This window comes from Paenibacillus terrisolis (assembly GCF_056171975.1).
This window is the reverse complement of the sequence record NZ_JBKFGG010000017.1, coordinates 68122-81686: the sequence shown is the minus strand read 5'-3', so window position 1 is coordinate 81686 and position 13565 is coordinate 68122. Positions and strand designations below refer to the sequence as shown.

Genomic DNA, 13565 nt, shown 5'->3' with positions numbered 1-13565 from the left:
ACAAAACTGAGTCTTGCCGCCTAGTTATTTTTACCCTGTGATTTTTATCTCTAATATCGCCAGAAAACCCGGACGAAATATGGCTTCCGAAGAACAGTCGGTTGGCGTAAATCAGGTCAACCAGGGGATTTTGCAAGTGTCCCAGGTCATCCAGGCGAACTCGGCTACGTCCGAGGAAGGCGCTGCGGCAAGCGAGGAGTTGTCCAGCCAGGCGGAATTGCTGCGGGAGCAGGTGGATCGGTTTACCCTGCGTAAAGGGAATTTCCATTATCCGCTGAAGAACTCGGAAGAAGTTCATCCCGAAGTGCTTCGGATGCTGGAGCAAATGGCCGAAAGAAACAAAGGCAATCGGGAAGCGGCGGCAGCCTCGGAAACGGAGCGGTTGCCGCAAGCAAGCCGTCCGAGCCGGATTGCGCTGAGTGACCGCGAATTCGGGAAGTACTAATAAGCAGGGAAATTAAAAATAGCGGAGCCGCTTCGCGCTAAACTTGAGCGCAAGGCGGCTTTTGTTATTTCTGATTCCAGGCAAACCGCTGGCGGTATTTGCGTGGGGACAACCCTTCGATCCGGGTAAAGCAGGCCGTAAAATAAGCCGCGTGGTTAAAGCCGACTTCCTCGGCGATCCGCTCGACGGGAAGATCCGTCTGGAGCAGCAGCAGCTTGGAATGCTCGACGCGAAGCCGCAGAAGGTATACGGCCGGCGAGCAACCGAATACCTTTTGCATGCAGCGGGCGATATAAACGGGATGAAAGTTGATGCTCTCGCCCAGCTTTTTGGCCGAAAAGGGCTCCTTGTAGTGCTCCCGCAAATAAGAGGCCGCCTGCTCGGCGCAGGCCGATTGGGGAGAAGGGCCGTCTCCTCTTGCCATGGCGGAAAGCTGGAGGATGACCTCCTGGAACAACGCCTGCTGTTTCAGGCGCATGCCGGCCAAATGAATATTGCGGTTCATCTGCCAAAGTTCGGTCAAAATATCAATCATTTTTTGGGGCTGTGCCAGCTTGGTGAACTGCGGAAGCGGAACGGTGTAAGACGTCGCGGTAAACGGCGAAAGGGGCATATGTCCCTGCGAGTCGTCCTCGGCAAAGTTCCTCTGGCTTTGACGGTAGTCCTCTTCCTCAATGACATTCCAATCCCCTAATATCTGAAAATGCAGCCAGTGGTGCAGCGTTTCTTCCCGGCAGCCGGCAAAAGCGTAGTGGTGGCTGTCCGGACGCAAAATCATCGCATGCCCGTCCGTGATCTCGTAGTTCCTTCCTTCCTCACCGACATAAAGGCAGCCATGAGCCACGACGAGCAAATCGAACACGCCTATATTTTGCCGGCTCGGATGTTTGCCTCCTACCGGCAGAAGCGTGGGACCGCTTACAATGTAGTGGGGCAAGGGCGGAGCGGTGAATTCAATGATGGGAGGCATGTTTTTGGGGCTCCTCTTAAGTTGGAATATTGAAAGATTGAGTTGTTTATTTGATACATCAGTTACAATATACCATCTATAATGTGTTTCAGACTACTAAGTTATAAGAGGGGCCAAGAAGGGTTTCCGCTTTTCTCCAGGAGGTTGTAATAATGATGAAAAATAAGGGCGGCGAAAGAAACAAATACTCGCTTTGGCTGCTCGCATGGCCGATTTTTGTCGAGCTGTTTCTGCAAATTTTGCTCGGTACGGTCGACACGCTGATGGTTAGCCGGATCTCCGACAATGCGGTCGCGGTCGTCGGTTTCTCCAATCAGCTGTTTAACGCGCTTACGACCTTGTTTGCTACCGTGGCGAGCGGGGCGGGGATAGTCATTGCTCAAAAACTCGGTTCCAACCGGGAAGAGGATGCCCGGACGGTGGCGATTATCGCCGTCAAAGTAACGGCGGGAATCGGGCTGGCAATCAGCTTGCTGCTGATCGCGGTGCCGGAGCAAATCGCGGTGATTTTACAGCTGCCGAATGAGCTGTTGCCGCTGGCGAAGATTTATATTTCCACGGTGGGCGGAAGCATGATTCTTACCGCACTGATCTCTACGCTCGGAACCGCGATACGCAATACGGGAAATACCAAAGGACCGATGTTGACGGCCGTGGGGATGAATGTGATCCATATCATCATGAACTATGGATTTATTTTTGGTAAATTCGGTTTTCCGCAATGGGGATTGGCCGGTGTGTCCATTTCAACCGTCACCAGCCGCTCGATCGCGGTGATTGTCCTCTTTATTATCTTTGTCGGCACATTCCGGCGCAAAATCGGGATCCGGGACTTCTCCATTTTCGATCGCAAGCTGTTCAAGGAAATAATGGTTATCGGTTGGCCGCTTGGCGTGAACTCCGCAAACTGGGTGTTCTCGCAGCTTGCCATCTTCTCTTTCCTGGCGATTTTGGGTTCCGTCGATCTGGCGGCCAAGACTTATATGAATACACTTGAGCAGTACTGCTTCATGTTGGGCTTCTCCCTGGCGATGGCGGGGCAAATTCAGATTGCCCATCTGTATGGAGCGGGTGAAACCAAGAAGGCCTACAAGGCCGTTTACAGGGTGCTGGCGGTAGGGCTCCCTTTGGTGATCGTCAATGCTTTTGTTCTCGTGCTGTTCGGACAACAGGTTCTGGGGCTGTTTACGAAAGACGGCGACATCTTGACGCTGTGCGCGTCGCTGCTGTGGCTGAACCTGCTGCTTCAGCCCGGCAAAATGGTCAATATGGCGCTCGGGAATGCGCTAAATGCGGTTGGCGATACCCGTTACACTATGAATATTTCACTGGTATCCATGTGGCTGATCGCAACCGGTTTCTCTTATTTTCTTGGCGTTTCGCTGGGATTCGGGATCATCGCGATTTATGCCTGCATGATCGCCGATGAATACGCCCGCGGGTTGTTTTCGTTCTTACGCTGGAGGAATCGTAAATTCCTGCGGATGAGGGAAGCGGATTTGCTGCAGGAGAACGGCCACCGGCTTGAGGGTTTAGCAGGGCAGGCCATTTAAAGCGGATTACCAAGAAAGCTTAATCGCATAAAGCAAAAAGCCGCAGGCGCTCCGGATGGAGGCTTGCGGCTTTTCGAATTACACTCTATTCGTCTTTCTTGACCCGATCCGGAAGCTGCTGAACGTAACTGTCGGACAGCTTGAGGAGCTCAAGAGCCCGGTTATATTCGTCCTCGGTGGTCAGCGCTTGCTTCACTCCGTCTTCTGCGAACGGGTACTGGGTTCCGTCGTTATACCAAACCCCCGGCATGAACAACGCTTTGTTGTTCAGGAATGAACCCGAAGGCAAATAATAACGTTCCGGAATCAGGTTGTATTCCGTTTGATTCAGGATATCTTCACCGAAGTGAATATGATCGCCGAGCGGCGCTCCAACCAGATTGGCAACCGTAGGCAAAATGTCCACTTGACCGCCAACGTTGTCCATGACGGCCGGTGATTGTCCCGGAACGTGCACGATCAGCGGAATATTGATCATATCGATGTAGCCGTAATCCCGGCCGTAGATTTCTTTCATCAATTCAAGGCCCTGCTTGTCGAGCGAATACATCGGCAGTCCAAGATGGTCGCCGTAGATGATCACGACGCTGTTATCCCAAATGCCTTTTTGCTTCAAATCGTTCACGAATTGCCCCAGTGCGTAATCGGCGTAGCTTTGCGCCCGGAGATAATCGCCGACCATGTTGCCTTGGTAACGTTCGGGCAGATCAATCTTATCGAGCTCATGCGGCGTCGTAAACGGATGGTGCGCGGTCATGGAAATGACCTGGCTATAGAACGGTTTGCCGGCTTGCTGCATTTTATCGAGCTCTTCGCCGGTTTTTTTGTAGAGCACTTCATCATCGGCGCCGAAAAATACCGAATCGTCGGTTCCGAAGAACTTCTGGTCGTAGTACCGGTTCCATCCAAGCGCTTTATACAGTTCGCCGCGGTTCCAGAATTCCACGACATTGGTGTGGAAGGTCGCGGTATCGTAGCCTTGCGACTGCATCAATTTCGGCAAGCTCGGCAGCTCTTTGTCCGGGTAGTTCTGCGTTGCCGCTTCGTTATGCGGAATGTAGAAGGAGGTATTCACGACGAATTCCGCGTCCGACGTATTTCCTTGCCCTACCATTTGGTAGAAATGCTTGAAGTAGATATTGTCTTTGACAAGCTGATTTATATTCGGAGTGACTTCCTGTCCGTCAACCTTCAGATTGACCAGGAAATTCTGGAAGGACTCGAGTTGGATGATAATGACGTTTTTGCCTTTGGCAACGCCGGCGTATTTAGGATCGGCGACCGGCTGAATGCCTTTTAATTGATCGATTTTGGCTTGCGTGATTTGGCTGTTATCTACCAAATCTTCTTTTTTGCTCGAAAGAATAGAGTAGGTTTCATAATTAAGAATGCCCATTTGCTCGGCTTGCTTGATTTCGTTCATGCTTGCGCGGTTCGGCCACACATTGAAAATGCAAAGAACCAGAGACAGGCCGAAAATGCCGGCGACGAGGCCTTTGCTTGCTTTTTTCATATTGAAAAAAGCCTTCAGCTTTTCGGCTCTTTTTTTGCGGATCAGCCAAAATCCGATAATGATGATATCCAGGAAGATCAGCAGGTAATAGGGCGCAAGCAGGGAAAAGACGCTGTTGCTGACCGCCGTAACTTGGTTTACTTGTTGAAGGGCGTGATAGGTGACGATAACGCCATAATATTTATGATACATAATGGCTGCGAAGAAGATGCCGGTAACGAACAGGTTTGCCACCAGATATACGCCGATTTTCCGCTTGGAGGAGAACCATTCGATCAGGCAAAATAAGACCCAGATAAACGGAATTTCCTTCAGCAAAGGTCCCCATGGAGGCACGCCGTCAAAGATGGAAATCCAGGCAAGATACGTTTTTAAGATCATAATGACGGTGAAGAAGACAAACGGCTTGGTATTGGCGAGCCGGATGCGTTTAAGTTGAGACACTTTCTTTTCCTTCCTTTCCGCAAAAAGCGCGATCAAATAATTAACACGTACTTTACAATTCAATGCCTCTAATATAATACATGAAATCGGGGAAAGATGAAAATAAATGAATTCACTCTTTTAGCAGCAAATTCCAATTTTGAACCAGGAAACGCATGATTTGGAGCAAAATTGGGCGTTATTGACTCATAGCTCCGTTTTTTGATAAATTAGAGCTATCCTCGCTATTAAGGAGAGATTTTGATGTTGGTGAGCGTTCTTAACTAATCAATTTCATACGGGTCGTTAAACCTGGAAGGGCCGTTTCGTGATCTTTGAAGCGCGCCCGTAGTTTCTTGCACCGGTTTTCGGCTCTAACGAATTTAGTTAAGAACACGCGGGACATCATACGGCGCCTAATCGCTGTTTGTTTTCTTCGGGACCATTTCGGGCCGTGCTGTTTTTCAGCACGGTTCTTTTGATTACGGAGCAAAGGCAAAACAAGCGGAGGAAGTAAGGGCAAAGGATGCATACGTGCATTCTTTGCCCTTTTTGCGTTATCCGGACGCGAGGATCATGAAAGATAGCCGGAAGGCAGTGTGTTTTTAGTGCGTCTGATAAAAAATAGGGAGGTTTAATGAACATGGAAAAGTTTTCTTTGAACATGCTGGAATATGAGAGCATCAAACAGGAATTGGCCGAATTCGCCGTTTCTTATGCAGGGAAGAACCGGGTGGCCGACCTGTTGCCGATGGAGGAAAGAAGAAGGGTTGAACGGGCGATTGCGGAAACCGCAGAAGCCTTGGAACTGATCGGGAAAGGCGCAAGCGTCCCACTTCCGTCCCTGGACGGCATTGAATTGGTGGTATCGCTGCTCGGAACAGGTTATTTATTTTCCGAGCAGGATTTGACGGCGGTTCAAACCTTTTTGCGCAGCTGCGGACAGCTTAAGAAATATATCGCTTCCAAGGGAGAACTAGCCTGGCGGCTCGGCGCGTATGCGACCGATCTGAGGGATTTGCCAAACCTGCAGCAGGAGATCCTGCGTTGCATCCGGCACGGCGCGGTAGCGGACGAAGCCAGTAAGGAGCTTGGGAAGATCCGTAAAAAAATCACGCTGGTCAAGGACAGGATCGGCAAGAGAATTCAATCGGTAATGGTCCGCCATGCCGCGATTTTGCAGGAGAATTTAGTCGGCGTTCGCGGAGGAAGATATGTCATTCCGGTGAAAAAAGAGTTTTACAAGCAGGTGCCGGGACGGATGCTTGACCAGTCTACGAGCGGGCAAACGGCGTTTATCGAACCGCAGGAGGTGTCCGGCCTGCAGAGTGAGCTGGAACTTCTGCAAGCGGACGAAGCCAGGGAAGAGGCCAAGGTGCTCGGATACCTGTCGGAACTGGTGGAGCGGGAAACCGATGACATCGCCCGGAATATCGATATCACGGGCGCCTGTGACTTCATCTTTGCCAAAGCGAAATACGCGGCGTCCATAGGGGGCGTTCCGGTTAAATTAAGCGAGCATGGCGAGACGGTGTTCCGCGGGGCGAAGCATCCCAAACTGCTGAAAACAATGGTTCCGCTGGATTTGGAAATCGGCTCCTCGTACCGGACGCTCATCATCACCGGGCCAAATACCGGGGGGAAAACCGTTGTGCTGAAGACATTCGGGCTATTATCCCTGATGGTTCAATCCGGCCTGCTCGTGCCGGTGCAGCCGGAGAGCCGTTTTGCGGTGTATCGGGGCGTGATGGCGGTCATTGGCGACGGACAAAACCTGGAACAGTCGCTCAGTACCTTTTCGGCCCAAATTCAAGCGATTGTCGGGATGCTGAAAACAGCGGAGCCGTCCACGCTGCTGCTCATCGACGAACTGGCCGCAGGCACCGACCCCGGTGAAGGCATCGGGTTATCGATCGCTATTTTGGAGGAATTCAGCCGCAAAGGGGCAACGGTGCTGGTCACGACTCATTTCAACGAACTCAAGACGTTTGCCTCCAAAGCCGAGGGGTTCCAAAACGCTCGCATGGAATTTGACGCGGAGACGCTGCGGCCGCTGTACCGGCTTACGATCGGGCAAGCGGGCCGAAGCTATGCGATTGAGATTGCCCGCAAGCTGGGGATCGGCCCGGGGATCGTCGAACGCTCGCAGCATATCGTGAGCCGGCAGCTGTCCGGCGGCGCAAATGCGGCCGCCCGGGTGTGGGAAGACATCTTGCTTCCGGCGGCACCGATGGCGGAGAGAGAAAATGCAAGGCGTAAAGAACAAGAAATGAGTCACCGGCATGAGTATAGACATGAGGGGCAGGCCGTAAACGAAAAGCGTAAATTTGATAATGCGGCGCAAGATGTCCGCGGGGAAGAGGGCGCCCATGCACATGGCGGCCAAGAACCGGATCAAGTGCAGCGTCGAAGCGAGCTTCCGACGGAAAGTCCGATGCAGAACCGGGAGGACGACCTCCTCCAAGGAGAGTCAAAGCCATGGAAGACGGTGTTTGAGGTCGGCGACGCGGTATATGTCACAGCCTTCGGCAAAATCGGCATCGTCAGCGAAGCTGAAGATGCCCGAGGGATGGTTGAGGTCATGATCCGGAAGCAGCGAATCAAAGTAAACCGGAAAAGGTTAAAACCATATATCAAAAAAGAGGAGTTGTATCCGGACGATTACGATTTCGATATCGTGTTCGATACGAAGGAGAACCGCAAAAAGCGCAAACTGATGGGAAAACGGCATATGGAAGGGCTGGAGATTATCAAGCGGCCGGGGGAAGAGTAGCACCTTCCCCAAAATAGCGGTACAAAAGGGCGCTATTGGACGCATTTCAGCTCATTTAACCAAAATAAGGGACAAATAGGGTCTTATCAACGGTCGATTTGGGTAAAATCCAATGTTTTACTCAAAAAAACCGAAAATAACGCCATATTGTTCCCTTATTTTTCGGCTTGCGCTTAAAAATAGGGCAATAGCGCCCAATTTTACCGCTAAACTCCGGGCAAACCAGCGTTAATTAATGAACGGTTAGCTGCCCGCTCAGGGTTTGCACAAACTGTTCCAGGAAAGTCTGATCTTCCTCGTTGAACCGGCTTTTGACCGGGCTGTCGATATCAAGCACGCCGATCAGGACGCCGTCTTTTACCACGGGAACAACGATTTCACTATTCGAGGCGGCATCGCAAGCGATATGGCCCGGGAACTCGTGAACGTCATCAATCCGCAGCGTTTCCCGGCGCTCAGCACTGGTGCCGCAGACGCCTTTGCCAAGGGGAATCCGGATGCACGCCGGAAGTCCTTGAAACGGTCCGAGCACAAGCTCTTTCCCGTCGTATAAGTAAAAACCGACCCAGTTGATTTCATCCAAGTAAAAATTGAGCAGAGCGGCAGCGTTCGCCAGATTGGCGACATTGCTGCTCTCTTCATAAATCAGGGCCCGCAATTGCGACAGCAGTGATGTTTGCCGTTCCTCGCGGGAGCCCGTATATGTGCTTGTTTCAAACATGGCAGGGTTCCCTCCTTCGTGCGCTGTCCGCATTTGGCAGCGATAAGGATATTATAGTGTCATTTTGCTCTGAGGTATAGGGAGGGAGTCGATAACGGCAATATACAAACTCCGACAAGAGGTGCTAAAATTTTTTTAAATTTGCAAAATATGTTTTTTGGCATCATGCGTTATCATAAGGCTTAAGATAAGAGAGAAGGTGATTTTATGGCTTACCAGGCCTTCGGGAAAATTCGTCAAAATCATAGAAAAGTGAACAGAGACCTGATGGATGCGATTGAGCACTTGCGACTGGAATTGATGAATGCCGCTCGGGAAGACAACTTCAGCAGCGGTGCAATCCTGGAGCTCAGTCAGCGCCTGGACAAGTACATTGTGTTAGCCCAAAATCAGATGCTTGGCAAATAAGCTTAAGCTTCCTCTTTTGATCCGGTACCAAGCGCTTCCGAGAGAAAAGAATGAACCTCGTGCGCGTACTTTTTCGGATCTACCCCGTAAGCGTTGGCATGAACGGCACCTTCGATCAGAAGCAGCCTTTTTGGTTCGGGCTTGCGTGCATATAACTCTTTACTCATAGAGGTCGGCACATAATCATCTTCCGTGCCGTGAATAAACATAACCGGCAGTTTGCTTTGTTCCACCGCTTTCAGCGGGCTGACCTGCTCCATCCGGAAGCCGGCTTTACGCTTCATGCGCAGATTAACGAGCGCGAGCAGCGGAAAGGCGGGAATTCTGTTCAGCACGGTCATTTGATGGCGCAGCAGCTTGGACAAATCCGAATAAGGACAGTCCGCGATCACGAATTTGACTTGCGGATGAGCGATCGCCAAATACTCCAGGACAGTTCCGCCGCCGAGGGACTGCCCGTGCAAACCGATAATCCGGTCTTCCCCGTATTGCTTCAAAATCCACCGAACCCATGTATCGACATCGTATTTTTCCTCGTACCCATAGGTCGTATACTTTCCCTCACTGCCGCCGTGCCGCCTTTGGTCGACAAGAAGAATATTAAACCCTTCCTCCCGAAACATATCGATGTATTGCGTGGATATATGCAAAGATACCGTGTAGCCGTGTACGATGATTACCCATTTTTTTGAATCCGGAAACCACTCCAGGACATAACCGCTGAGTTTTAATCCGTCTCTGGAGGCAACCTCGACTTCCCGTTTATCCAACTCCTCAAAGCGCTCCTTCGTAAACACTCCGGTTCTCTCCAGATACTCGTACATGCTTTCGTCAGGCTGAACCCTCATTTGCGTGATTTGGCGGAATGCGTAGCCGGTCATGCCGGTCGCAATCAGCACAATAAGCAGCACGACGGCAAGAACGATGGCAAGCACTATGGTGAATACCATCCTGGATGACCTCCTTCCTGATGACAAATAGAACACACCTATATTATCACCTAAAAGCTGGCAAGAAAATCGTTCTCGGAGGATTTTGACCCCTGCAATCGTAAGAGCCGCAGAAGAAGGCCCTTTGACTCGCCAACTTCAATGTGATTAGCTATTATCATGATCGGACTCTTTGGCTGGCCATTTTAGAGGGGGAATAGCAATTGTACAAATGCGGCGGAAATATCCCTGTGCTGGAAAGCGAAAGGTTGCGTCTGCGGCGGATGGAATGGGTCGATGCGGACAAGATGTTCGAGTATTGGAGCGATCCGGAGGTCGTAAAATATTTGAACATGCCTCCGTTTGCGTCCAGCGCGGATACGCTTGAAATGATTAACCTGCTGAACGGTCTATCGGAGAGTGAGGATACCCTCCGTTTCGGTATTGAACTTAAGGAAGACAAGAGCCTGATCGGGAGCTGCGGCTTTAATGTTTGGGAGTTGTCCGGAGCATACCGCGGAGAAATCGGTTATGATCTGGGCCGGGCTTATTGGGGGCGCGGCTACATGTCGGAAGCGCTTCGAATGCTGCTCGCCTACGGATATGAAACGATGGGGCTTAACCGCATAGAAGCTTTGGTGGATCCGCGGAATGAGGCTTCGCGCAAGCTGCTGACGGCATTTCATTTCCGGGAGGAAGGGCTGCTTCGGGAATATCAGAAAACGGAAACCGGTTTTGTCGACTTGCTGATGTACTCGCTGTTAAAAAGAGAATTCTACACGGAAGGGAATGTTTGGTGATGGATACGAAGTTGTCGCACCGCCGGCCGCTGCAAGCGCTTGACCCGCTGAGCAAGCTGATGGCTCTGCTATGCGCGGCCCTGCTGGCGATCCATTGGGACAAGGTGGCGCTACTCGCTGCCATGCTTCTTATGCTGCTCTTGATCGCCCATTATGGCGGCGGAACAAGCTGGAGGAGACTCGCGGGCAGAATGAAATTTATCGCCGGCTTTGGCCTTCCTTTATTTGTGGTCACCGCATTGGCGGTTCCGAGGGAAGGAGCGGCGATAGAACTTCCGGCGGGCGGGATCGAGATGTCTTTAGGGGCTTTGGCTGCCGCGGCGGCCGTGACGGTTCGGTTGTTCTGCTTGTTCCTGTCTTCACTGATTTACATCGAAACGACGGATCCCAAGGATTTCGTCGTAGTCATGACGACCCGGCTAAAGCTTCCATACCGGTTTGTTTTTGGCGTGTCCATAGCCCTTGCCTTTGTTCCTCTGCTCGAAGCCGAAGCCAAGGCTGCGGGAGAGGCGCGAAAATTGCGTTTGGGCCGTGCGCCAAAAGGAATCGGGGAAAAGCTGGGACATGTGCGCGGCATGCTGGTGGCCGTATTTGCCGGAGCGATCCGCCGCGTCGAACAAATTGCCGGGTCTATGGACGCCAAAGGCTTCGGGGCTTACCGGGACCGAACCTTTTTGAGAGAAGCGGGGATCGGTGCCGCCGGGTACTGGCTGATGGGTTTCAGTTTTGTCCTTGCGTTTGGGCTGTGGTTTCTGTAGAGGGATGAAGGTTTAATTGATGCTCAAATGAGAGCCATGTTTGAAAAAAAGTCTTGACGTTTTCTGATTGTTAACCTAAATTCGTATATGCAGGTTAACAATTACAATCGAGAGGATGGACCTGAATATGAATCAGGGTACGAGAAAAGGGATTTTCATGAGGTTTACCACACTGGATATCGTTCTGATGGCGCTGCTGGCAGCTGCCAATGCAGTTATGACCGTCTATTTGTCTCCCGTCAACCAGGCGTTGAACGGAATCGGCGGCCCCATCGCTACATCCACTATCACGGGAGTTTATATGATTTATGGTCTTCTGGCATATTACATCATTCGCAAACCGGGAACCGCGCTGATTACATACGGAATCGGGGCCGTGGTGCAGGCCTTTATGGGCACGGCTTACGGAATCGCCTCGTGCTTCGTGGCGGCGGCCTGTTATTTGGTCGTTGCCGAGGCAGTGTTTGCGGCAGTCCGCTACAAGAAATGGAGTTTGCCCGTGCTGCTGATCACGGGGGGAGCCATGGTACCGATCTGGTTTTTCTTTGCCGCCCAAATGTACGGTTATACAAAATGGGGAATGGATGTCCTGCTCGTCGCGCTGGTTGTCCGCATCATCAGCGGAATCGTGCTGTGCGGCCTTTTGACCAAACTGATCGGAGACGCATTGGTGCGCTTGGGTCTGCTGCGGCGGTTTGCCGCCAGCCGTAAGGCGGAAGCCTAGAAATGAGGGTTCCGGCTCTTGGTTTGCAAAAGGTGTCCTATGCTTACGAGCAGGATGGCGACCCGGTCATCAGCGAACTCTCGCTTACGGTCGCCCCCGGTGAGTGGGTGGCGGTAGCTGGAGCGGGAGGAAGCGGAAAATCCACGCTGGTTCAACTGCTGAGCGGCTACTTGCCGAGATCTGGCGGCGGCGTCCGGGAAGGCAGTCTGCTCGTGGACGGCATTGACCCCGCCGAATCGGAAATCGCCGAGGTTGCCGGGCGAATAGGGATCGTGTTTCAGGACCCGGACGCCCAACTCGTCCTCGGAAGGGTTGAGGACGAGGTTGCCTTCGGGCCGGAAAATATGCGTGTTCCCGCCGCCGGCATCGAGCGGCGGGTGGACGAGGCGCTGCAGGCGGTGAAGCTAGCGGACCGGCGCATGGACAACGTCCGCGCCTTGTCCGGCGGCGGCCGCCAGCGGACCGCCATTGCGGCGGCGCTGTCGCTGGAGCCGCCGATCCTTGTCTTTGACGAGCCGTTGGCCAGTCTCGACGCCGAGGCCAGGGCCCGGTTCCTGGCGCTGCTGCGCCGCCTGAACCTTGAGGGCCGGACACTGCTCACCGTGTCCGGCCGCATGGATGAGCTGGCCGCGGCAGCTCATCGCCTGGTGGTGCTGGATGCGGGAGCGGTGGTCCTGGACGGACCACCCGGCGAGATCATCCGCACCCAGCACCACCGCCTTGAGCGGCTGGGGCTGCTGCCGCCCGCCGCTCAAGGAGCCCGGCGGCGCGAGCCCGCCGCCAGCCCTGCAGCAGCCAAGGCCTTGCTGCTGGAAGTGCGCGGCTTGTCCTTTGCCTACGGCATGAAGGACAGGCAGGTGCTCCGGGACGTCAGTCTGGAGCTGCGTCCCGGGGAATGGCGCCTGTTGACCGGCGAGAACGGTTCCGGCAAAACAACGCTTTCCCGCCTGCTCATGAACTTGACGCCCTCTCCCAAAGGGACGGTCTTTTGGCAGGGGCGGGATATCTCGCGCTTGTCGCTTTACGATGTCGCCGCCGAAGCCGGCTATGTTTTTCAGCAGCCGGAGCAGCAGTTTGTGGCCGCAACCGTGCTGGACGAAATGCTGTATAGCCCTCGGGCCATGCTGCGCCTGCGCAAGCGGGATGTTGTTCCCGAACCGACACTCCGCCGAGCCCTTGAACTTCTCGAAAAGATCGGCCTTGCGAATAAGGCAGGAAGCTCGCCGTATTTCCTGAGCGGCGGAGAAAAACGCCTTCTCAGCATCGCCGCCGCCATGATATGTCCCAAGAAGCTGTACATTCTTGACGAGCCTACGGCCGGCATCGATTATGCCGGCGTGCGGATGCTGACGGCATTGTGCCGGGAGGCGGTTGAAGGCGGAGCGTCGCTGCTCATGATCACCCATGAACCCGAGCTGTTTGCGGAAGACGCGACCGGGCAATGGCATATGGAGGAAGGGCAGGTCAAGGAAAAGACTGCCCGGCAATAGGACAGGCAAGCCGGCGATTGCGGCGGGGAACCCCGCTCTTCGCAGAGCTTGTCTGTCT

Annotated in this window: 12 protein-coding genes; 8 read left to right on the top strand and 4 right to left on the bottom strand. The window is 53.0% G+C overall.

What is annotated here, in order from left to right; translation table 11 throughout:
• Positions 1-79 precede the first annotated feature (79 nt).
• On the top strand, positions 80-445 hold the full coding sequence (locus ACI48K_RS15925; protein WP_475028601.1) for a hypothetical protein: 366 nt from the start codon (positions 80-82) through the stop codon (positions 443-445).
• 64 nt (positions 446-509) lie between these two features.
• Here ACI48K_RS15925 and ACI48K_RS15920 read toward each other — a convergent pair whose 3' ends face one another.
• On the bottom strand, positions 510-1415 hold the full coding sequence (locus ACI48K_RS15920) for a helix-turn-helix domain-containing protein (RefSeq protein ID WP_475028600.1): 906 nt from the start codon (positions 1413-1415) through the stop codon (positions 510-512).
• A gap of 152 nt (positions 1416-1567) precedes the next feature.
• Between ACI48K_RS15920 and ACI48K_RS15915 the strand changes: the two genes are divergently transcribed.
• Positions 1568-2968, top strand: coding sequence for an MATE family efflux transporter (locus ACI48K_RS15915; protein WP_475028599.1), 1401 nt, complete (start codon positions 1568-1570; stop codon positions 2966-2968).
• Positions 2969-3053: 85 nt separating this feature from the next.
• Here the strand turns inward: ACI48K_RS15915 and ACI48K_RS15910 are convergent, their stop codons facing one another.
• On the bottom strand, positions 3054-4925 hold the full coding sequence (locus ACI48K_RS15910) for an LTA synthase family protein (protein WP_475028598.1): 1872 nt from the start codon (positions 4923-4925) through the stop codon (positions 3054-3056).
• A gap of 622 nt (positions 4926-5547) precedes the next feature.
• Between ACI48K_RS15910 and ACI48K_RS15905 the strand changes: the two genes are divergently transcribed.
• Positions 5548-7677 carry an endonuclease MutS2 gene (locus ACI48K_RS15905; protein ID WP_475028597.1) on the top strand — a complete coding sequence of 710 codons (2130 nt, stop codon included), beginning with the start codon at positions 5548-5550 and terminating at the stop codon, positions 7675-7677.
• A 232-nt stretch (positions 7678-7909) separates the two neighbouring features.
• Here the strand turns inward: ACI48K_RS15905 and ACI48K_RS15900 are convergent, their stop codons facing one another.
• Positions 7910-8398 carry a GAF domain-containing protein gene (locus ACI48K_RS15900; protein WP_475028596.1) on the bottom strand — a complete coding sequence of 163 codons (489 nt, stop codon included), beginning with the start codon at positions 8396-8398 and terminating at the stop codon, positions 7910-7912.
• A gap of 207 nt (positions 8399-8605) precedes the next feature.
• Between ACI48K_RS15900 and ACI48K_RS15895 the strand changes: the two genes are divergently transcribed.
• Positions 8606-8806: a Spo0E family sporulation regulatory protein-aspartic acid phosphatase gene (locus ACI48K_RS15895; protein ID WP_475028595.1), complete on the top strand. Its 201-nt coding sequence runs from the start codon at positions 8606-8608 to the stop codon at positions 8804-8806.
• A 2-nt stretch (positions 8807-8808) separates the two neighbouring features.
• Here ACI48K_RS15895 and ACI48K_RS15890 read toward each other — a convergent pair whose 3' ends face one another.
• Positions 8809-9756, bottom strand: a complete 948-nt coding sequence (locus tag ACI48K_RS15890; RefSeq protein WP_475028594.1) for an alpha/beta hydrolase — start codon at positions 9754-9756, stop codon at positions 8809-8811.
• Between the two features lie 203 nt (positions 9757-9959).
• Between ACI48K_RS15890 and ACI48K_RS15885 the strand changes: the two genes are divergently transcribed.
• From ACI48K_RS15885 to ACI48K_RS15870, 4 genes are all read left to right on the top strand, one after another.
• Complete coding sequence (locus ACI48K_RS15885) at positions 9960-10535, top strand: GNAT family N-acetyltransferase (RefSeq protein ID WP_475028593.1); 576 nt, start codon at positions 9960-9962, stop codon at positions 10533-10535.
• Positions 10535-11293 (top strand): energy-coupling factor transporter transmembrane component T family protein, encoded by a 759-nt coding sequence (locus tag ACI48K_RS15880; protein ID WP_475028688.1) that lies wholly within the window; start codon positions 10535-10537, stop codon positions 11291-11293. Before ACI48K_RS15885 ends, ACI48K_RS15880 begins: the two co-directional genes overlap by 1 nt.
• Positions 11294-11420: 127 nt before the next feature.
• Complete coding sequence (locus tag ACI48K_RS15875) at positions 11421-12017, top strand: ECF transporter S component (protein WP_475028592.1); 597 nt, start codon at positions 11421-11423, stop codon at positions 12015-12017.
• Between the two features lie 2 nt (positions 12018-12019).
• The gene (locus ACI48K_RS15870) at positions 12020-13507 is read left to right on the top strand and encodes an ABC transporter ATP-binding protein (RefSeq protein ID WP_475028591.1); all 1488 of its coding nucleotides are present in this window, start codon (positions 12020-12022) and stop codon (positions 13505-13507) included.
• The last annotated feature ends 58 nt before the right edge of the window (positions 13508-13565 follow it).

Excerpts from the sequence above, each read along its gene's own strand:
- ACI48K_RS15920 (WP_475028600.1), bottom strand. The coding sequence starts at position 1,415 with ATGCCTCCCATCATTGAATTCACCGCTCCGCCCTTGCCCCACTACATT.
- ACI48K_RS15895 (WP_475028595.1), top strand. The coding sequence starts at position 8,606 with ATGGCTTACCAGGCCTTCGGGAAAATTCGTCAAAATCATAGAAAAGTG.
- ACI48K_RS15905 (WP_475028597.1), top strand. The coding sequence starts at position 5,548 with ATGGAAAAGTTTTCTTTGAACATGCTGGAATATGAGAGCATCAAACAG.
- ACI48K_RS15880 (WP_475028688.1), top strand. The coding sequence starts at position 10,535 with ATGGATACGAAGTTGTCGCACCGCCGGCCGCTGCAAGCGCTTGACCCG.
- ACI48K_RS15915 (WP_475028599.1), top strand. The coding sequence starts at position 1,568 with ATGATGAAAAATAAGGGCGGCGAAAGAAACAAATACTCGCTTTGGCTG.
- ACI48K_RS15870 (WP_475028591.1), top strand. The coding sequence starts at position 12,020 with ATGAGGGTTCCGGCTCTTGGTTTGCAAAAGGTGTCCTATGCTTACGAG.
- ACI48K_RS15900 (WP_475028596.1), bottom strand. The coding sequence starts at position 8,398 with ATGTTTGAAACAAGCACATATACGGGCTCCCGCGAGGAACGGCAAACA.
- ACI48K_RS15875 (WP_475028592.1), top strand. The coding sequence starts at position 11,421 with ATGAATCAGGGTACGAGAAAAGGGATTTTCATGAGGTTTACCACACTG.
- ACI48K_RS15890 (WP_475028594.1), bottom strand. The coding sequence starts at position 9,756 with ATGGTATTCACCATAGTGCTTGCCATCGTTCTTGCCGTCGTGCTGCTT.
- ACI48K_RS15925 (WP_475028601.1), top strand. The coding sequence starts at position 80 with ATGGCTTCCGAAGAACAGTCGGTTGGCGTAAATCAGGTCAACCAGGGG.